20 protein-coding genes and 1 riboswitch are annotated in these 20,017 nt (G+C 49.6%); of the genes, 6 read left to right on the forward strand and 14 right to left on the reverse strand.

The genetic code is table 11. The annotated features are described in order from the left end of the window. Nucleotides 1-7: 7 nt before the first annotated feature. From HDCHBGLK_RS02300 to HDCHBGLK_RS02315, 4 genes are all read left to right on the forward strand, one after another. On the forward strand, nucleotides 8-931 hold the full coding sequence (locus HDCHBGLK_RS02300) for a diacylglycerol/lipid kinase family protein (RefSeq protein ID WP_004607227.1): 924 nt from the start codon (nucleotides 8-10) through the stop codon (nucleotides 929-931). Between the two features lie 20 nt (nucleotides 932-951). After that, nucleotides 952-1,767, forward strand: a complete 816-nt coding sequence (locus HDCHBGLK_RS02305; RefSeq protein ID WP_004607228.1) for a glycerophosphodiester phosphodiesterase — start codon at nucleotides 952-954, stop codon at nucleotides 1,765-1,767. A gap of 98 nt (nucleotides 1,768-1,865) precedes the next feature. Beyond that, on the forward strand, nucleotides 1,866-2,534 hold the full coding sequence (locus tag HDCHBGLK_RS02310; RefSeq protein WP_004607229.1) for a phosphatase PAP2 family protein: 669 nt from the start codon (nucleotides 1,866-1,868) through the stop codon (nucleotides 2,532-2,534). 27 nt (nucleotides 2,535-2,561) lie between these two features. Further along, nucleotides 2,562-2,984 carry a bacteriohemerythrin gene (locus HDCHBGLK_RS02315; protein WP_004607230.1) on the forward strand — a complete coding sequence of 141 codons (423 nt, stop codon included), beginning with the start codon at nucleotides 2,562-2,564 and terminating at the stop codon, nucleotides 2,982-2,984. A gap of 62 nt (nucleotides 2,985-3,046) precedes the next feature. On the opposite strand, the gene mutY is transcribed toward HDCHBGLK_RS02315, so the two are convergent. The 3 genes from mutY to HDCHBGLK_RS02330 all read right to left on the reverse strand — a co-directional run bounded on the left by mutY (nucleotide 3,047) and on the right by HDCHBGLK_RS02330 (nucleotide 6,707). Further along, on the reverse strand, nucleotides 3,047-4,804 hold the full coding sequence (gene mutY, locus HDCHBGLK_RS02320) for an A/G-specific adenine glycosylase (protein WP_004607231.1): 1,758 nt from the start codon (nucleotides 4,802-4,804) through the stop codon (nucleotides 3,047-3,049). Beyond that, the gene (locus HDCHBGLK_RS02325) at nucleotides 4,801-5,682 is read right to left on the reverse strand and encodes a DUF3878 family protein (protein ID WP_004607232.1); all 882 of its coding nucleotides are present in this window, start codon (nucleotides 5,680-5,682) and stop codon (nucleotides 4,801-4,803) included. Before HDCHBGLK_RS02325 ends, mutY begins: the two co-directional genes overlap by 4 nt. 152 nt (nucleotides 5,683-5,834) lie before the next feature. Beyond that, entirely contained in the window at nucleotides 5,835-6,707 is an 873-nt protein-coding gene (locus tag HDCHBGLK_RS02330; protein ID WP_004607233.1) for an Rpn family recombination-promoting nuclease/putative transposase, read from the reverse strand. 197 nt (nucleotides 6,708-6,904) lie between these two features. On the opposite strand from HDCHBGLK_RS02330, the gene HDCHBGLK_RS02335 reads away from it, so the two are divergent. Next, the gene (locus HDCHBGLK_RS02335) at nucleotides 6,905-7,117 is read left to right on the forward strand and encodes a hypothetical protein (protein ID WP_082210541.1); all 213 of its coding nucleotides are present in this window, start codon (nucleotides 6,905-6,907) and stop codon (nucleotides 7,115-7,117) included. Nucleotides 7,118-7,235: 118 nt separating this feature from the next. Beyond that, entirely contained in the window at nucleotides 7,236-8,792 is a 1,557-nt protein-coding gene (locus tag HDCHBGLK_RS02340) for an ABC-F family ATP-binding cassette domain-containing protein (protein ID WP_004607235.1), read from the forward strand. A gap of 27 nt (nucleotides 8,793-8,819) precedes the next feature. Here HDCHBGLK_RS02340 and HDCHBGLK_RS02345 read toward each other — a convergent pair whose 3' ends face one another. From HDCHBGLK_RS02345 to HDCHBGLK_RS02395, 11 genes are all read right to left on the reverse strand, one after another. Further along, nucleotides 8,820-9,938 carry a uroporphyrinogen decarboxylase family protein gene (locus HDCHBGLK_RS02345; protein WP_039909742.1) on the reverse strand — a complete coding sequence of 373 codons (1,119 nt, stop codon included), beginning with the start codon at nucleotides 9,936-9,938 and terminating at the stop codon, nucleotides 8,820-8,822. Between the two features lie 54 nt (nucleotides 9,939-9,992). Next, nucleotides 9,993-11,594 (reverse strand): ASKHA domain-containing protein, encoded by a 1,602-nt coding sequence (locus tag HDCHBGLK_RS02350; protein WP_004607237.1) that lies wholly within the window; start codon nucleotides 11,592-11,594, stop codon nucleotides 9,993-9,995. Nucleotide 11,595: 1 nt separating this feature from the next. Continuing rightward, nucleotides 11,596-12,612, reverse strand: coding sequence for a methylcobamide:CoM methyltransferase MtbA (locus HDCHBGLK_RS02355; RefSeq protein ID WP_004607238.1), 1,017 nt, complete (start codon nucleotides 12,610-12,612; stop codon nucleotides 11,596-11,598). Between the two features lie 16 nt (nucleotides 12,613-12,628). After that, nucleotides 12,629-13,279, reverse strand: a complete 651-nt coding sequence (locus HDCHBGLK_RS02360; RefSeq protein ID WP_004607239.1) for a corrinoid protein — start codon at nucleotides 13,277-13,279, stop codon at nucleotides 12,629-12,631. 13 nt (nucleotides 13,280-13,292) lie between these two features. Then, the gene (locus HDCHBGLK_RS02365; RefSeq protein WP_039909744.1) at nucleotides 13,293-14,162 is read right to left on the reverse strand and encodes a methylcobamide--CoM methyltransferase; all 870 of its coding nucleotides are present in this window, start codon (nucleotides 14,160-14,162) and stop codon (nucleotides 13,293-13,295) included. A 13-nt stretch (nucleotides 14,163-14,175) separates the two neighbouring features. After that, entirely contained in the window at nucleotides 14,176-15,201 is a 1,026-nt protein-coding gene (locus HDCHBGLK_RS02370) for a uroporphyrinogen decarboxylase family protein (protein WP_004607241.1), read from the reverse strand. 13 nt (nucleotides 15,202-15,214) lie between these two features. After that, a complete protein-coding gene (locus tag HDCHBGLK_RS02375; RefSeq protein ID WP_004607242.1) occupies nucleotides 15,215-15,862 on the reverse strand; it encodes a corrinoid protein in 648 nt (215 codons plus the stop codon). An 18-nt stretch (nucleotides 15,863-15,880) separates the two neighbouring features. Beyond that, nucleotides 15,881-16,810 carry a CobW family GTP-binding protein gene (locus HDCHBGLK_RS02380; RefSeq protein WP_004607243.1) on the reverse strand — a complete coding sequence of 310 codons (930 nt, stop codon included), beginning with the start codon at nucleotides 16,808-16,810 and terminating at the stop codon, nucleotides 15,881-15,883. Nucleotides 16,811-16,879: 69 nt separating this feature from the next. Then, nucleotides 16,880-17,057: riboswitch (cobalamin riboswitch) on the reverse strand. A gap of 57 nt (nucleotides 17,058-17,114) precedes the next feature. Continuing rightward, nucleotides 17,115-17,891 carry a pseudouridine-5'-phosphate glycosidase gene (locus HDCHBGLK_RS02385; RefSeq protein WP_004607244.1) on the reverse strand — a complete coding sequence of 259 codons (777 nt, stop codon included), beginning with the start codon at nucleotides 17,889-17,891 and terminating at the stop codon, nucleotides 17,115-17,117. Next, nucleotides 17,885-18,922: an ADP-ribosylglycohydrolase family protein gene (locus HDCHBGLK_RS02390; RefSeq protein WP_004607245.1), complete on the reverse strand. Its 1,038-nt coding sequence runs from the start codon at nucleotides 18,920-18,922 to the stop codon at nucleotides 17,885-17,887. Before HDCHBGLK_RS02390 ends, HDCHBGLK_RS02385 begins: the two co-directional genes overlap by 7 nt. Then, complete coding sequence (locus tag HDCHBGLK_RS02395) at nucleotides 18,915-19,964, reverse strand: ADP-ribosylglycohydrolase family protein (RefSeq protein WP_004607246.1); 1,050 nt, start codon at nucleotides 19,962-19,964, stop codon at nucleotides 18,915-18,917. Before HDCHBGLK_RS02395 ends, HDCHBGLK_RS02390 begins: the two co-directional genes overlap by 8 nt. Nucleotides 19,965-20,017: the final 53 nt, after the last annotated feature.

Here is a 20,017-nt window from a genome sequence, read left to right on the forward strand (position 1 = left end):
GAAGATTATGTATATATTCATAACCAATCCCAACGCCCGCTCCGGGCTGGGGCATAAGATATGGGATAATATCGAGACCGTTCTGAAGAAAAGAGGCGTCTCCTACCAGGTATATTTTACAAAATACCAGCAGCACGCCACCAAGATCGTCCGACAGATTACCTCTGACCATGAGCGCCACAATATTATCGTGCTGGGTGGCGATGGAACGGTAAATGAAGTGATCAACGGCATTGACGGCCTGGCAAACGTTACGCTGGGCTATATTCCGATCGGTTCAAGCAACGATTTTGCTCGGGGCTTAGGACTTCCTGCCGACCCTTTGAAGGCGCTTGAAAATATCCTGGCACCCGTCCGCCATCTTGCGATCAATATAGGCGTGCTCGAATACGGGGATAAAAGACGGCGCTTTTCCGTAAGCACCGGACTTGGATTTGACGCGGGGGTTTGCCATGAAGTTATGGTATCCCGTCTGAAGGTCTTTCTAAACAAGATAAAATTGGGGAAACTTTCTTATGCAGGAGTCGCCCTTCACCGCATGGCCTCCCTTGATCCGAAGGATATGACGGTAATCATGGACGGCACCCGGAAACTGGATTGCCATAAAGTATACTTTGCCACTGCCATGAATCTGGGCTATGAAGGCGGCGGATTCAAATTCTGCCCCAAAGCTGACTGCGCGGATGATCTTCTGGATATCATCGTCATCTCAGACATGCCCAAGATCAAGGCGCTTGTGCTTCTCCCCACTGCGTTTAAGGGGTGGCACGTATTTTTTAGAGGCATTCACATCTATAACTGCAAAGAGATTGAAATCATCAGCGAGAAAGCGCTGCCCGTACACGCGGACGGAGAGCCTATCTTCCTGCAGAAACGGATAAAAGCATGCCTTGAGTCAGAAAAATTACGCATTATCGGTGCTCCCGAATAAAAACAACGGAGGTTACTGTCATGATATGGCTTATCATCACGATCGCAGTCATCCTGCTTTATCTATTTGCCCTCGCGCCCAGGCTCTCCCGCCGTGATGCCATGCGCGCCTTTTTCGGCACCATGTTCGCCCACAGGGGCTATCACTGCAAGGAGCGAGGCATACCGGAAAATTCTATGAAGGCGTTTTGCGCCGCCATCGCCAGAGGATATGGCATAGAACTGGATCTTCACCTGACAAAAGACGGCCGTCTTGCCGTCTTCCACGACGATACGCTGGAACGCATGTGTGGAAGAACTGACACGGTGGAAGAACTGACTTCCCTGGAACTGTCTTCCTGCACTCTTCTAGATACGGATGAAACGATCCCCATGTTCGAAGATGTTCTCACTCTTGTAAGAGGCCGGGTTCCCTTGCTGATAGAACTTAAGATTCCAACCGCCTCCCTTCAGATATGCGAAGAAGTCTTAAGACAGATGCGAAACTATCAGGGCCCCTTCCTGATCCAGTCCTTCAACACCATGGGACTTCGCTGGTTCAAGCTTCATGCCACGGATCTGTTAAGAGGCCAGCTTTCATCCAACCTGACCGCTAAAAAGACCCGGGAATCCTGGTTCTTAAAATTCATGGTCAAGTATCTGCTTGCAAACTTCCTTGGCAGGCCTGACTTTATATCTTATAAACTGGCAGACCTCCCTGTGATGAATGTCTGGATATTGAAGCATATCTTCCATACGCCGGTTGCTGTATGGACGCTTAAGACTCCCGAGGCGCTTTTTGACGGGAAAAAGTGTTATGATATCCAGATTTTTGAAAAATCCTATGAAAATTATTAACAAATAATGAACATTATTGTTGATTACCCTTTTTCATGTTATAATCCGGGGTGAACCATAAATATATTTTAACAAGGGGCTTAAAAGGGGAAATCACTATGAAAGCCATAGAAACAACGAAAAAGATAGTAAAACGCTATAGTCATGCATGGGTGTTCTTATACGCATTCATCTATATGCCATGGTTTCTGTACCTGGAGAGGCGTACCGGAGTCGATTATTATATCATCCACTCACCGATTGATAATTATATTCCTTTCGTAGAATATTTTATAGTTCCCTATCTATTATGGTTTCTGTTTATTGCCGTAACGGTAGGCTACTTTTTCTTTACGGACAAATGGGGTTTCTATCGGCTGTGCGCATTCTTATTCACGGGAATGACGCTTTTCCTGCTGATATGCACGTTCTTCCCGAACGGGCTGAATCTTCGTCCTGTTGTATTTGAAAGAAATAATATTTTTGTTGATCTCGTCAAAACCCTATACAGTACGGATACGCCGACCAACGTGCTGCCAAGCATACACGTATTCAACTCCATCGGCGTCAGCATCGCGATTGCCCACAGCAATGCCTTGAAGAAGCACCGCATGGTACAATGCAGCGCTTACCTGCTGGCTATGCTGATTATAATGTCCACCGTATTCTTGAAGCAGCATTCCGTAACAGACGTTATCGCTGCCATTGCGATGGCATGCATTATCTATCCGTTCGTATACGTGACACAGGAAAAGAAAGCGCCAAAGTTATCACACCAGCCAATCTAACCATTCTATAAGAGGAGGAAACCAATTATGTATGCAGAATTCAGTGAAAATCTTATCACAGGTAATGAAATGATAGATTCCCAGCACAAGGAACTAATCGAAAAAATGAACCAGCTTCTGGAAAGCTGCGAGAATGGAAATGACAAGTTAACCGCAGTAAAGACGCTGGACTATCTCGAGGACTACACAGATTACCATTTCAAGGCAGAAGAACAGCTGCAAAGAGATATCGACTATCCGGGCTACGAAAAGCATATCGCGCAGCACGAGATATTCAAGAACACCATCAAGGATTTAGAAGAGATGCTGCAGGAAGAAGAAGGCCCATCCAACGCGTTCGTTGAAAAGGTAGAAGAAAACATTGTAAAATGGTTCTATACCCATATCGAGGGCTTCGACCGTTCCGTTGCTGAATATAAATTCATGCGCGAGAACAATGAGCGTCTGTAGATCCCACTGATACAAATAACCGGCCTCTGTGCAGAGGCCGGTTTCTTATATTCCTGCATCCTTTAGTCTTTCTTGATTCCTGCATAACGGGTATATTTCTCAAACGCGGAGGGCATAGAATATTTCTTCTCGATTTCTTCCGGATGTATGAAAAGAAAATCTTTCTGGTTAGTCTTCTCCAACTCATCTACCATTACTTCATAGCCGGTCATATGCCATTCGATATGGCTGAAGATATGCTTTGCCGTATCCAGCTTCTTTACACGGATGGGCATTAGGCCGATGGATTTGCTATATTCAGTTACTTCTTTCATCGTCATGTGGCCAGGCTCGTTCGGGAATTCATACAGTCCTGCAAGAAGTCCCTTAGACGGCCTCTTCTGTATGGCAAGCCTTTGTCCATCCTTGAATAGAAGCACGGTCCGCTTCTCCATCTTCCGAGCTTTCCCCTTGCTCTTTACTGGTATCTCGCAGGCCGTCCCCTGCTTCCTCGCCTCGCATAGATGCGCCACTGGACATTCGCCGCATTTCGGCTCACCGTTGGGCACGCACACGATAGCTCCCAGTTCGATCAGCCCCTGGTTAAAATCGCTGGCTCCATCCGCCGGAATTACCTTCTCCAATGCCTCCTCCATCTTCTTGCGCACGCTCTGCTTCATGATATCCTCCCGGCTTCCCGTAAGTCTGGATACCACTCGGAGCACATTGCCGTCCACCGCTGGCTTGGGGATGCCAAAGGCAAATGCGCTGATAGCCCCAGCCGTATAATTGCCGATTCCTTTTAAAGAACGGATCTCTTCATAAGTATCCGGAAAACGGCCATGATAGTCTATCATGATCTGCTGGGCGGCTTTCTGCATGTTTCTTACCCGGTTATAGTAGCCGAGGCCTTCCCATAGTTTCAGGAGCGTATCTTCTTCTGCCCTTGCAAGTGCCTCTACCGTCGGGAGTTCCCGCAAGAATCTCTCATAATAAGACTTTACCGCCTCCACCCTGGTCTGCTGAAGCATGATCTCAGACACCCACACCCGGTAGGCGTCCGGATTCCTCCTCCACGGAAGATCCCGCTTATGATTGCGGTACCACGCCATAAGAGGCTCTGCCATCTCGTTCAGGATTGGGTTCTCAAGCACGACCGGCACCTCTTGGGCGATCTGGATCGCGTCAGGGCTTACCTCGCAGTCATAGGCAACCACGCGGACGCCTCCTTCTGCCGCTTCCCTTAAGGCTTTCGCGAACGCCGGATGGGTATCCGTATTGGGTGTAAAGTAGCGGACATCTCTCATCTGGATGACAAAAAACACATAGGCTTCATAACCTTGCCTTACCGCGGCTTTCAACTCTTCTACATGCTTCACGGCACGTTCGCTTGGGGCATCGGGAAAACGCACTCTTCCCTCTTCTTCCAGCGTCACCCCCTTGACCTCGATCAATATCTTCCGTTCATTCGTCTCTACATACAGGTCTATCCTGGAAATGCCATAAGTATACTCTGGCTTTACCAAAGTTGCTCCTTTGATCAGGCCGCCTTTTTCAATCCATTCCTTAACCACTTGGTTTGGCGCCTGGGAATCCATATTTACCAGCCTGACGCTTCCCTGATCCGTCTCTTTTTCCACCGCGATCAGATCCCATCTGGTCTTCCGGTCCGGATTGTCGGACTCCTGCAGGTAGACCCTTGCCCCGGGCCTTAAAAGTTCGGCGCACCGTCCCGTATTCTTTACATGGACGGTTTCTTTTTTTCCGTTGATATCGATATATGCGATAAACCGGTTTGGACGTTCCAGGAATATCCCCGGTATGATGCTATTGTATCTCATCTGTCTTCTCCTTTCACTGCTTCTTGATGCGCCCGCGGCTTCGTTTGTCCCATTCTATCTGCTTCTCTTAATGATGCCTCCAGCGTATCTTCTACTTTGCCCTGCCTTCCCCAGCCAGTAAAAAAGCCGCTGTTTCTGCCGCCTTTTACAGGTTTTATGCATTTCGATACCATAAACTGAGTGCGGAAAACGAACTCCTCGGACTCCATAATCGTAAATGGATGCTCCTCCGTCACTATGATCTGAACATCTCTCTTCCGATATTCTGGATATTTTCCCGAGTATCCCTCGCTTTGAAGACGAGAATCAATGACTCTGCGTTTCGTCTTAATATCTTCATTCTGGCTGCTTCCATAATCCCTCTTATCATATGCTTCCGACGCAGCCTTTAACTTATGCCAGATCAAAACATAGAGTTTCTCACGCTTGTGCGAAAGGAGCCTCCGGCTCAGGAAATGTTCAATCCTTTTAGAAGGATGCTTGCGGCAAATGCGCAACAGCCTTGCATAGGAATTATCACCCGCTTCCTTTGAAAGAGCCATCATCCGTTCTATCCCCTCATAAGTAGCCGGATACCTGTCCTCAAGAGACTCATTGATCGGAGACCATTCCCGGAAAGGCGCGAATTCCATCAGCCTTAGCAGTTCTTTCTCTTTCCTGCTTAAAACCTTTTCGCCCGGATACTCATATTTATCATAGATCGTTCCTATCATGTACGCCAGCTGGCGCCACTGCTCCTGCCCCTTTACCCAGAAATGTCCAATCTGATGGTACTGATAGCAATGGATGCTTTCCTCCATATCAAGGCGGCCAAATGCTTTCGGCAGCCCCTCTATACCGCCGGAAAAATACTGCCTTTCGCTATCTTCATGTATCATATATTTAATAATAACTCCCTCTTCTTACATATCAGTATGTTAAGAACAGACTCATTATATTACATCCCTGTGTTCTTGCCAACCTGATAACGGCAAAAATAAGCAGCCAAGAATCAAGCGGCATCTCCGCTTTCGCAAAGATGCCGCCATGCCTATATATGAAATTCTTCAAACAGCAGCATTCTATATTCCGTATCCTCCAACGCCCGTTCCAGTTCTTCCAATCGCTTTGACTGGAGTAACTGCTGGGCCAGCCGGGCCATACGCGCTTCCCCAGACTGCTCGCCCTGTTTTATTCCTTGTTTTATTCCTTGCTCATGTCCCGCATTCCAATTACTTTTCATCTGATAATTATAGTCCCTGATCGCTTTCTCCCTGGCTTCATACTCCAGCCGTTTCTGCTCATCCGCACTAAGATTCGTTAAAGCCTCATAAGCCTTTCCCAGGAATTTATCCGTCTTTGCTATCATCTCCAGTTCCTCCTTCCTCTCTGCATTGATAAAGCGTGCCCACTTCAGCAGTTCCGTCTCCGGATATCCATATTTCTCTAATTTGGGCAGTTCCAGTATATGTACTTCTAATTTGTCCGTATACTTCCTGCGCCTTACATCCTCCCAGATATGGAACCTTGAATAAAACTCTACATCTTCCTCAAACATTACGAAGTCCAGTATGCCTATATGTATACACTTCTTTAGTACGTCATAATCTTCTCCTGCTTTTATCTGGTCAACATACATCTTTCCCAAATAAAAAAGCGACCGCTCCGCCCACAATTCAAAAGGCGCCATCTGCATCTCCATGTTGATCTGGACATTGCCATTGAGAAGAACCCGCACATCGAGGATCCCCAATTTTTCTTCTTGGCTTTCCTTCCTCAGATGAGTGGGAAGCAGCGTAGTATTAACAATATCCTCCGGCCTGATTCCAAGCACCGCTGAGATAAACCCCCGCCGCACCTCCGGCTCCTCCATCAATTCCTTAAAGCAAAAGTCTACTTTGGGCTTCATTATAAATTCACTCATCTTACCGCTCCTTTCTCCGTAAGAAAGATGCGGCAAATGATGCTTGTCCTACTTTTATTATATGGACGTTTCCCGGAATATACAACATCTTTCTTACTCTGTATTTGGTTGTCAATTAGGGATTATTAAGGCTGAAAGGCCATGAAACTTGCCAGATATGGCTTGATAGAATCCATTTTAATACATAAGGCTTTTGTTTGCAATCACCTTTATCTAATCCACCCATCAGGCCCTCCCATCAGGCCGTGGTACGCTGCTTCTCCCAGTGTTGGGACAACCCCTGCGGATTTACCATTGCTCCTGGCTGCGATATTCCTGTTGCAGCGCCGCTTGCCAATATCGACGCCTACATGGAAGCCGCGCGCCAATGCGCCAAATATCCGGTGCAGCCATCCAACTGGGAGGCCTGATTTTCGCCCGGCAGGCGAAAAACATTGAGTGCTTACTTACAATATGTTATATTAATGAGGATGTCTAACTGGCATCCTCATTCATATTAAAAGCAATGATGCAAAGGAGTATCACAGCATGAGCATATTAACCGTAGACCATCTTTCCCACGGATTCGGAGACCGCGCCATCTTCCAGGATGTCTCCTTCCGCATGCTAAAAGGCGAGCACATTGGCCTGGTCGGCGCAAACGGGGAAGGCAAATCAACATTTTTCAATATCGTAACCGGCAAGCTTGCCCCTGATGCCGGTAAGATCGAGTGGGCCAAGAACGTCCGCATCGGCTACCTGGACCAGCATACCGTGCTTGAAAAGGGTATGACCATCCGCGATGTGTTAAAATCCGCTTTTTCCTATCTATTTGAAATGGAGGCGAGGATGAACGATATCTGCGACAAACTTGGGTCGGCAGATGAAGAGGCCATGAATAAACTGATGGAAGAATTGGGCGTCATCCAGGATACCCTGACGATGCATGACTTCTATGTGATCGACGCAAAGGTGGAAGAAGTGGCGCGGGCCTTAGGGCTTCTGGATATCGGCCTTGATAAGGACGTCACCGACTTAAGCGGCGGCCAGAGGACCAGGATCCTGCTTGGGAAGCTGCTGCTCCAGAAGCCTGACATCCTGCTTTTGGACGAGCCTACTAATTATCTGGATGAAGAGCATATCAACTGGCTAAAACGCTATCTTAACGAGTATGAGAACGCCTTTGTCCTGATCTCCCATGATATCCCGTTCCTCAATGATGTCGTCAACATCATCTACCATATGGAGAACCAGGAACTGAACCGGTATGTGGGGGATTATGATGAATTCCAGAAAGTGTATGAAGTGAAAAAAGCACAGCTGGAGGCCGCTTACAAGCGCCAGCAGCAGGAGATCAGCCAGTTAAAAGACTTCGTGGCAAGGAATAAGGCCCGTGTCTCTACCAGGAATATGGCCATGTCCCGCCAGAAAAAACTGGATAAGATGGATGTCATCGAACTGGCAGCCGACAGGCCAAAGCCCGAATTTCACTTCCGCCTGGGACGCACGCCGGGAAAATATATCTTTGAGATCAAGGACTTTGTGATCGGATATGACGAGCCGCTCTCAAAGCCACTCAATCTCTCGCTTGAAAGAGGACAGAAGATTGCCCTTACCGGCGCCAATGGAATTGGCAAGACCACGTTGATCCGAAGCATCCTGGGCCTGGTGCCTCCTCTGTCCGGCACCTGCGAATTAGGAGAGAACGTATTGCCCGGCTACTTCGAGCAGGAAGGGGATTATAACAACAAGACGACCTGCATTGAAGAAATCTGGCAGGAGTTTCCTTCCTTTAACCAGTATGAAGTCCGCTCCTCCCTTGCCAAATGCGGCCTGACTACCAAGCACATCGAGAGCCAGGTGCGGGTACTGAGCGGAGGCGAGCAGGCGAAGGTCCGCCTGTGCAAACTGATCAACCGGGATACCAACGTCCTGCTTCTGGATGAGCCCACCAATCACCTGGATGCAGACGCTAAGGATGCCCTGAAAGAGGCTCTTAGGGAATACCGGGGAACCTTGCTTCTCATCTGCCATGAGCCTGAATTTTATCAGGACATTGTAAATGAAGTCTGGGACTGTAGCAAATGGACGACCAAGATCGTATAGGTCGTCCATTTGGCTATGTTATATTCCCTATCCTTCCGTGATCCCTCTTGGCATCTTTCCAATCCTTGCCCCTCTCCCGTACTTCCTGGCCGCATAGATAAATGCCTCCACATTTGCCTTTGGCGTTCCTATGGGAAGCTGGCAGCCGGTATTGAGAATAAAGCCGGCAGGATTGTCCGCGCATTTTATCAGACATTCCCTGCAGGATTCCATTACCTCGTCTATCGTTCCTTCTTTCATAACATCCACAGGAGGAACATTGCCCGCAATCCGCATCCGGTCTCCTACCGCATCTTTCGCCTCTTTTAGATCTTCGCAGTTGTCAATGCTGAAGGAAAACAATCCCGCATCTGCAAGATCTCCCCATATCGGGCTTGTCTTGCCGCAGATATGCGCGCCTGGCCTGGAGCCCATGATCTTTTCCGTTCCGTCGATCAATTTTTTGATGTATGGCAGGGAATACTCGTCAAACTGCTTCTTACTGATGACGTCCATACAGGTCACAGGGTCTGAAAAATTGGTCCCTACCGGTCCAAATTCCCGGCGAAATGCCTCAAACCATCTAAGGGAGCATTCTACCGTAAGATCCAGCAGCTTATGAAGCATCTCGGGATTCTTGCGGGTATCCTTAAGCACCATCTCCACCGGACGGACTGCGATCGCCGTAGAGATTGGCCCTGCCACGCTGGTGGTCATGCTGACATCCGGGAACCGGTCTTTTAGCCGTTTCGCGCTTTCAAGGATAGGAGCCAGCACTGGATTCTTGTATGGGTCCGTCACTTCCAGCCTCTCAAAGTCCGCATAGTCCTTAAGGATATGCTCCTCCACATAATCGATCCCATGTTCCGGCGCCCGCAGTTTTGACCCTAGGGCTCCTCCGATCGTCTTAAGTCCCAATCCTACGTTGAAGCTGTCCAGGCCGAACTCTTCCTTTCTCCTTCGTATGACTTCGCTCTTTACTTCAAAGTCTTTGGCAAACTGGGTGGTGGTAAACCCGAATATATCTGCCATAGCCGGATCCGGCGCCTGCAAGGTATAAGGAATATAATCCACCTCTTCCCCCGCATTATATGCCTTCATCCGCTCCGCTGCCGTCATCTCATCCTTCTGGCCATCCATTAGCCGCTTTAACTCATCATACTCCATCTTCTGATCTCCTTTATCTGTCCCGGCCATGCACACAGCCGGAAGTGTTCACGCTTACGGATATTCAGGAAAAATCATGCTTTCGGTAAATATCCGCTCGTAATTCTCGGTCTCCGCCAGTTCCATGTATTCCATCCTTCTGGCCAGTTCCTCTACCTCGTGCCTTGCTTTACTTGACATCAGCGTCATGTATGCCCCCGTCTTGGAAGAGTTTCCCACATAGATCAACTTATCTTCCACTTCCTTTGGCAGGATCCCGGTCCCTGTCAATGATTCTGCCGGCAGATGGGCCCCAAACTGCCCGGCTATCAGAACCTTGTCTAAATCTTTCATGGAAATTCCTGCTTTATTAAGCAGCGCCACGAATCCTGACAAAATGGCTCCTTTTGCCAGTTGTACCTGCCGTACATCTCCCTGGGTTACCAGAAGCCGGGGATTCTCATGCAGAACAAATTCCCGCTTTGCCCCATTCATCTGGATCATCAGATACCGGTAATCCGACTCGGGCAGCCGATCCTTCTTGATAAACGCCCCGGTCTTCTTGACGATTCCTGTACGCAGAAGTTCTTTCACCACGGCGAGTATGCCACTCCCGCAGATTCCGGCGGGTTCCTGGTTATCTATTGTCGCAAGTTCGATTCCTTTCTCTGTGATCCGGACATCCTCAACCGCTCCTTCGGCCGCCCGCATACCGGAACTGATATTCATCCCTTCCAGCGCAGGTCCTGCGGCGCAGGAACAGCAGAGCAGCCTTCCATGGCTTGCAAGCACGATCTCTCCATTGGTACCGATATCAATAAAAAGTACATTTCCCGGTTCTTTCTGCAGCTGGCACACATAGGCCCCAGCCACGATGTCCGCGCCAATATATCCCGATACCTGTGGAAGGCAGTAAAGCCTCGTATCTTTCCCTGCCTGGATGCCTATCTCGCTTGCTGCCAGTTCTCTGGCCTCCTTAAATGCCGGTTTGTACGGCGCTCTTCCGATGGATCTGGCATCCACGCCGAGAAGCATATGCGTCATCGTACAGTTTGCCGCCACATGTATTTCCCGGATTTCTTCCTTATCCACGGAAGCCTCCAGGCATACCTCTGTGATCATTGCGTTAATAGACTGTACGATCGCGTCTTTTAACTCTCCGATTCCTGTCTCCGGATTCTCATACTCATACGTGATCCTGGTGAGCACGTCCAGGCCATAGTGCTTCTGGGCATTGATCATGGACGCGTCCGCCAGTTCCTCTCCGGTGCGAAGTTCGATCAAGGCCGTCACGACGGTGGTCGTGCCAATATCGATCGCAATGCCATATCCATCCTCATAGGCATCCATCACGAACTCCGGCACATATCCTTTTGTCAATACCTTATGCTTGCGTTCTTTCTTCAGAAGTTCTACCTCTACATCTCCCAGCACTTCCGCCATGCAGGACAGGCGGATACCCTGTTCCCGTTCTCCTGCGCTTAACTGATCCATCTCCGTCTCGGAGGCTGCAGATACCTGCCCGCTTAGAATCCTTACCTTGCATTTTCCGCAGATTCCCTTGCCATTGCAAGGATTATCCACAAATATGCCTTCAGCAAGCAGCACCTTCAGCAGATTATCTCCCTCCTTGCAGGAAATCTTCTTTCCACTTTGCTTTACCGTCACTGACGCCATCTTACAAGTCCTCCTTCAGGCACTTAAGAATCGCCTGGACATTGGCAAGCGGCGACTTCATTCCAAGGCCGCAGGCCGGAGATATGATATCCGATCCGCTTCTTACACAGCCTTTTGCCAGCGTCCTCACCTTCTCCTGCTCCCCGAATTCCAGAGCGAACGTGCTCACATTTCCCATCAGCACCCGGTCTTTTAAGTTGGCCCTTGCTTCTTTCATGGGAACCACAGAGTCAAAACTGAGCACGCTGCTTCGCACCATATTTACTTCTTTATATACGGGACTCATCTGTCCGCAGATATGTACGATCGTTCCCATCTTCTCTTCCTGGAGTCCGTCAAGCAGCTGGTTCAGATAGGTAACCGCAAATTCTTCAAAATACTTAGGGCCCAGGATCTCGCCTGTGCCGCTTGGGTCGGAGATGGCTATCACATCTGCCCCGGCCTCGATCTGCGCCCTTCCAAACGAGATCAGCTGACGGGTAATAAAGTCCATATATGCATGGGCCTGCTTATTCTTCTTGCGCAGTTCCTTGTAGAACACCACCGGCTCCATCACGGAACTGGCTGTGCTGATTGGCCCGGTCAGGTTTCCGATGATCGGAACCCCATCCGTCTCTTCCCTCAATATCCGGATTGCGTCCAGAACCACCTTGGCCCGTCCTTTGCCTGTATCTATCCGGGGCAGTTTCCCATAGTCCTCCACAGATTCTATGGCATAGGCGCTCACATGAGGCTCATAGACGCGGGACCCCATCTCCACCTTGGCTCCCATCTCCTCTGCCTCAACGGTCATGCAGAACGGGACGCCATAATTCTCAAAACAGCCAGAATCATATACGGCCTTGGCCAGTCCTGCCATCATCCTGGCATCTGTATGAGTTTCCGGCATATAGATGTCCACCGCATCCATCAGATCCGTGGTAACCATATTCATCATTCCGCCGGGACAGATGCAGGGCGGCCGGTCTACTGCATTTCCTTTCATTACATTGTACAATCTTTCCTTTGGAGTCAGCATTTTTCTTCTCCTTTTTCTATGCAATATTAAGCAGGCGTTTGGCCAGTTTCACGGCCTCCACCGCATTCTGCGAATAGCCGTCCGCGCCGATCTTGTCCGCATATTTCTGGGAAATAGGGCCGCCGCCTATCATGACCTTTACCTTGTCGCGCATTCCTGCGTCTTCCAGCATATGAATCACCGTCTCCATACCGCCCATCGTCGTCGTCATTAAAGTAGACATGCAGATCAGATCCGCCTCTTCTTCTTTTGCCGTCTCTATAAACTGCTCAAGCGGGACATCCCTACCAAGATCGATCATCTCAAATCCAGCAGTCTCCATCATAATCTTCACCAGATTCTTGCCAATATCATGGGTATCTCCTTCCACGACTCCGATGATTCCTTTGATCTTCCCTTCCCCGCTTTCTTCCGGAAGATAAGGACGCAGGATATCCAGTCCCACATACATGGCGTCCGAGCACAGCAACACATCCGTGACAAAGTATTCTTCTTCCTCATACAGCTGGCTTGCCCGGTTCATGCCATCCACCAGGCCTTCCATGATTCCGTCAAACGCAGGATACCCTGCTTCCAGATACTCTTTGGCTGCCTCTTCTACGTCATCTTCTTCCATCTCGACCACGCCGTCGGATAATCTTTTCAATAATTCTTCCTTTAAACTCATACTCACTTCTCCTCTAAATCAATCTCACCGTCTTGATCCTGCCGCTCTCCAATTTGTAATGTACATTTTTAATACACATCTGCCCCATGAACCTGGCTTTTCCAATCATCTCGATGCAGCCTTCCCCATATTCCATGGGTCCGGATAATTCTGCATCTACGAATTCTGCCTTTCCGGTTCCAAGCAGGGCAAATGTAGTCTTAGGGCATAAGAGTATCAGCGGGGAATCCCCCAGCTTCTCTGCCGCCTTCTTCAGAAATTCATAAGTAAAATCTTCCACCACCTGCTCGGCCATCTTCGGGCCCAGGATATTCAGTCCTCCAGAGGAATCTGCATAACTGATCATATCCACGCCATACTTCTTAGCTTCCTCCATGAACCGGAGAATCTCTCCGCCTAGTTTCCAGAATACTTCCTTCATAAGTTCCGGCTTCTTGCGCATTGCCTTGAACACGTACTTTGCATCGATCAATACGTTCAGGATCGTAAACGGGCCGGACACCTGGAGCACCACATGCTCTCCCTCTTCGCGCAGCGCCTGGCAGGCAAGAAGCACTTCATGGATTCTCCCTTCCTGTAGATTCATGGCTGGAAGTTCCAGAAGTTCTTCAGGCGAGGTGCAGATATACTCTTTCGCTCTGGGTCCGGTCTTCTCGTTCCCGTAATTGATGATTCCGCCCATGGCTTCCGCCTCCACCGTATGGCAGAATGGAAGTTCGCAGAATGAGGCACCGTCATGCCTTTTCAGCGCTTTTGACAGCGCTGCCATGGTCTCATGGTGCATATATGCGTCCGGAAACTGTAACTCTAATTCCCGGGTCACCTCTTCATTGATGCCTGCTGAATTGTCATATGTACATTGAAAGTCTTTGATATCTCCCATAATTGCCTCCTCGTTATCCAAACAGAACCTTTTCCGCGTCTTTCGCCGCTCTTACCACTGCCTTCACATTTTCGTCCGGCGTCAGGGGCGATACATCGCAGTCGCCGCTTAAGATAAACCGGCCGTCCCTTGCGCCATCCATACATTCCTGATAAGCAAAATCATAGACTTCCTGCTCGCTGCCCTCCATAAGCACGGAGCAGCAGGGGATGTTGCCCATCAGGGCCACCTTGTCGCCGTATTCCTCTTTCACCTTCTTGGTCTGCGTATCGGAGATATGCCATGCATCGCCGGATTCCTTAAGTACCAGGTCGAACCGGTCATCATACAGTCCGCAAGTATGGATCACGATGGATGCGCCATAGTCCTTAATCCTCTTGTTGGCACGGATGTTGCTTTGCGAGATGCATTTCTCATAAGACTTTCTGGAAATGCAGTATCCGCCAAAATTAGGCATTGGGAACCACAGGAAATCCAATCCCGCATCTACCAGCATCTTGCAGGATTCCACCACGGCATCTTCCACATAATCGCACAGGGTACGGAAAAGTTCCTGGTTCTTAATCATCGCCTTAAACGCAGGCTTCGCCCCCATCAATGTAAATGCCACCGCCGCCGGAACATGGAGTATGGCATAGATCGGCTCCTCCGGCTCCGCCGCCCGCATTAGTTCAATGGTGCGCAGTACATTTTTCATCATCATGCACTTGCTCGGATCATACGGCTTTAACTTTTCTATATCTTCAAAAGAATGTATTACGTCATCCCCGTCCCCCACAATCTTTCCTTCACTATTCGGAAGATGGCCTCCCATCATGGCGGCGATACCGCCATATGCGCCTGCGCACAGGCCGTCATAGCCCAGTGCCTGCCTGGTCCCGACCATGCATTCCGTCAGTTTTTCGGGACTCATCATAGCCTCCGGCATTGTATATCCATACCGCATCACCGGCAAGGAAAATGCATTCATGATGATGGGGATTCTATCCGCCCCTGTTCCATCCAGTATTGCCTTTACCGCTTCTCTTTTTCCCATCATGGCTTTTTTCCTCCTATGCCTCAACCAGGTTCTTTGCAAATTCTACCGCCTCTATGGCACTGCTGGTATAGCCGTCTGCTCCGATTTTTTTGGCAAATGCAGGAGATACCGGCGCTCCTCCTACCATAATCTTTACCTTGTCGCGAAGTCCGAATTCTTTCAGCTTGTCAATCACGATCCCCATTCCCGGCATTGTTGTCGTCATGAGGGAGGACATGCACAGGATGTCCACCTCATTGTCCCTTACATAATCCACAAACGCGTCAAGAGGCACATCGCGGCCCAGATCATGGACTTCGAAGCCGCCCGTCTCCATCATAATCTTTACCAGGTTCTTCCCAATATCATGCGTATCGCCTTCCACGACTCCGATTGCGATCTTGCCGATGCTGGTATTCGCGGCTTCCGGAAGATATTTTTGAAATTCTTCGATTCCCGCATACATTGCATCAGAACAAACGATGAGTTCCGGGACAAAATATTCTCCTTCTTCATACAGCTCGCTGGCCCTCTTCATCCCGTCTACCAGGCCACCAAGCATCCCTTCCTGGGGATCATAGCCGCATGCGATATACTCCTTTACGACATCCACTACCTCTTCATCTTCCATCTCAAACACACAGTCTGACATTTTTTTCATCAATATCTCTTTCGTCTCCATTTTCTCGTTCCTCCTTAATTATATATTTTTTCTTCGAAACAGCATTTCTAACGCCGCCTGATTCAAGCCGCATCCGATCACCACCGCTTCGCCGCCAGTTCCCGCCGGATTCTTTTCTTCCCTGTATTTGGATACCGTCGGTGTAAAATCAAAATGAACCAGGCCTTTTTCCATAGTCTCTATCCAGCCTTTGGCTCTCAGGATATATCCATACTCTTCTTTTTCCAAGGCCTTCATTATGGCCTCCAAATCCTCTATACGCATTTGCGGCAGATCCATAAAGGAGACGCTGGAAAATACCTTGTCTGCCGGAAGTGCCGCAAATGCTGCATCCCTCCTGGCATCCTCATCATAATCAGGCGCCTCTTCCAGAAGTTTTAAGAGTTCTTCGTTCTCCAGCTGCCTCCAGTCCCCATCATATAAGATAGCGTCCGGATTCAGTTCCTTTAAGCGTCCGATAATGATTTCCTTCTGTGCCTTATTTTCTGCTTCCACATGGCTTAATAGCAGAAGGCCTGCTCTCTCTATCTGATCTTGGTAGAATGCTCCAAATCCTTCGATATATTCCTCAAAGGAAGCCATGTCTACGATTGCAATCAGTTTTGTAATCTGCAGGCTGACTTTCTCTCTTTCCCTTGCCATCTGGCAGGCCTTGACAATATCCGTTAGCCGCCCTACTCCGGAAGGCTCTATGAGAATTCTGTCCGGATGGAAATTCTCGGCAATCTCCTTGATCCCCTTCCTGAAATCCATGGCCAGGCTGCAGCAGATACATCCTGCAAAGATTTCACGCACTGGAATGTCTTCCTGTATTCGATCCCCGTCAATCCCGATATCCCCAAATTCATTCTCTATCACTACCGTCTTTCCGGAAAGCAGTGGAAGATATCTATTTAGAAACGTCGTTTTCCCGGCTCCCAGAAAGCCTGTGACAATCTGTATCTCCATATCGTCCCTCCTATGTAATAAAAAACGGCAGGGAAAAGGCAGCGTAAATACTGCCCTTTCCCCACCGAAAAGAATCTTCTATATATAGCAGGTCTCCTGACTCGATCTCATCCTCAAGTCCCGCCTTCCCCGGCTGACCGGGTGGCTTATGGGACGATCGTCCATCACACAGTAGAGCGGGCTGTCCTGGATTCGCACCAGATTCCCTTTTCAATGCCTTCGCATCACTATATACGTTACTGTTATTATGATATCATAGAAAAAATCGTCATCCTAATTGATAATCCTGATGAGTCTATAGAGATCATCTATAATTTGCAAGTTCTTCTGCCCATGCTATGTTTTCAATAAGTGCCCGAAGCTGGATTCGGGAAGAATACCCCTCTGTCAGTTCGTCAATCTTGGCATTGACCGCCGGATGAAAGGATCTCCCTTGTATCTTCTGCTCTTGTCCATACTGGAATGCCTGACTTAAGATTTCCTTGTCTGTAATCCGTTCTTCCGTTTTGATGCTTCTCAGGAAAAGAATGTTCTTAGACGGAGCCTCTTCCCTCCAGCGGCCGCTAATCTTGACCCTTTCTCCCTCAAACATATATCCGTCGCAAACGTCCGAATGATATCCAAGGATTGTGATCCCTGCTTCTTCCATGGCCTTTATGGTCCCTCCCAGGTCAAACATATCCTTCGGCGATACTGCAAGCAAGGATACGGGGCTATTGGCCAGCGCCTTAAGATCATGGCATTCCTCTGGCCTCTGCCCCTCCATAAGGCCGCCCATGCCGCAGGTGACGGCCAGCGGGATTCCCAATCCTTCGCACGCCTTCATCGTTCCCGATGCGGTAAGCGCGCCTGACTTTCCATTGGATGCATAGTACTCATAATTCTGGTAATTTACCCGGTCAAAGTCCTGCGCCTTTTTCCTGAATCGGCAGAAATCTTCGATTCCTCCAACTCTTAATCCGCCATCTTCCATCCACGCAATACTTGTGCTGTCCTGCGGCCACATCCGTATCAGTTCATCCTCCGTGATACTTCTAAGGCCATGCGTAAGAAGCGCGGACTCCGCGAGATAGCCTACCATAAAGCCTCAATCCCTTCTGCCTGAGCCGTAAGATCCATATGGTTTTCTTTCTCGATAATCCCAAGGTATCCTTCCGGTATGCTGTCTGCGCCGTTGCATGCTCCGGCAATTGCACCGACGATGCAGGCGATCGCGCTGGTCTCATCGCCAATATTTACAGCGTCATAGATGCTCTCCATCGTATCTCCCTGATTGGCTATCAGGATTCCCAATGCCGCAGGCACCGTCTCAGAGATGGCCGGGCCGCTCCCAATCCGCTCTGCCAATTCTTTTACTACATCTTTCGTACTGCCGCAGTGAAGGGCGATTTCAACCGCCATCTCAATTCTCTTCGTAACGGACGGACCGGGATATACCCAGATATCCTCCCTTGACCTTGCCAGTTCTTCTCCTTTTACACTGCCATAATGTGCTGCTTTTATAATCTGATATACGGACGTGTCATCGCGCATTGCCTCGCTGACCGCCGCGGCAACCGCGCACGCCCCGGATATGCTGTAAGGGTCGTCGTGGGATGACATCGTGATCTCCACCGTATCTGCGATTGCCTGATCCATATTTCCATTGCTGATGAGTCCTTCGGGATAAGCCTTGCTTGCCGCGCCATTGGAGGAAAGCGCGTAATAATGTCCTTTGTACAGTTTATTTCCCAGATGTCCCGCATAGGCCCACGCGCTCATGCTTGCATCCTTTTTCAGGCGGTTTACTGCATTCCTGGTAGTCATGCCTGCAAATGGCCCAAAATATTCGGTCTCGCCCCACTCTAGCAAAGCACGCTCTCCCAGCTCCCTGGTGGCTTTTCCTCCTTCTTTTATCAAATGTTTCGTAAGTATATAGGGAATGCTGAATGCATCCGTGACTTGTCCTGCTCTTCTTCCTCTGGCCAGCGTATCCTGTGGAGGCGTTTTGAATTCCCGCACGGCCCCGCCAAATGTCTTCTCTATCTGCCTGGTGGATTTTGTCTCCGTAGCGGCTCCCATAGCATCGCCTACCGCTGCCCCCAGCAGACAGCCCAGCACCTTCTTATTCATGCCTTGCACCTCCTTTCTCCTGCGCCCGCAGCCTGTCCTGCGCGATCGCAGTCAGATCTTTTGCCAGCCTTTCTATTTCCAAATGATTTGCTTCCTGAAGCGTTGGGAGGAAGTGCGGCGGAAATGCGCCAGCGCCATTTAAAGCACCGGAGAGCGCTCCGGACATGGTCGCGATGGTATCCGTATCATATCCGACATTGACTGCGCCTACGATAGAGCCCAGCGCATCTCCTTCATTTGCTGCAAACAGCCCGAACGCGCTGGGAATCGCCTCAGAGACATGAAGTCCCGCGCCGATTCGATGACCGATCTCCACCATCTTCTCCCAAGGCGTTCCTCTTCCCAGGCCGATATCAATGGCCATCTCCATCCGCTTGACCACGGAAGGCCCCGCCACATCCCTGGCCACTTCCCGGCCAATGCGTTCGCCTTCCCTGGCTCCATAAAGTCCGGCCTGAAGCACGCTGTATACATCCACATCCGGCATAACTGCCCGGCTTACCGCTGCTGTAACCGCACATGCTCCGGATATCGCAAGATAGTTGTCATGGGTCACCATCGTCACAGTCACCGCGTCTGCTATGGCCTGCTCGATGTTTCCCGCATTCAGAAGGCCGATCGGCGATATCTTCATAGCCGCGCCATTGGTAGCCTGCCTCGTAACCAGTTCCACGCCTCCTGACTTCTCGACCTTCTCTCCTTTGTATCTGCGTATGGCAAGCCTGGTGGTGGGCCCGGCGAATCGGTCAAAAAATACCGCATGCTCGGACCAGTCGATCAGCGCTTCCTGTACGACTTCCTTTGTCACCTCTCCGTGATTATCCGCAATATGCCTTGCTACGAAATACGCCGAACTAAAATCATCTGTAAGCTGTCCCGGCACGTTCCCCGCGCCGAAGGTATCCATAGGCGGAGTCTCAAAGTCCGTGACTTCATGCCCGAAATACGCAAGTATCTGTTCCGTCGTCCTGGCCTCTGTCGCGGCCCCCATGGCGTCGCCTGCGCCTGCGCCGATCAGCCCGCCAAGTATTCTGTCATACATCTGTCTGCTTCCTCCTTCTCATCATTGTCTGTTATCTGCCCATATGAAAGGGG

Source organism: [Clostridium] scindens ATCC 35704 (assembly GCF_004295125.1).
GTDB classification, from domain to species: Bacteria; Bacillota; Clostridia; order Lachnospirales; family Lachnospiraceae; genus Clostridium_AP; species Clostridium_AP scindens.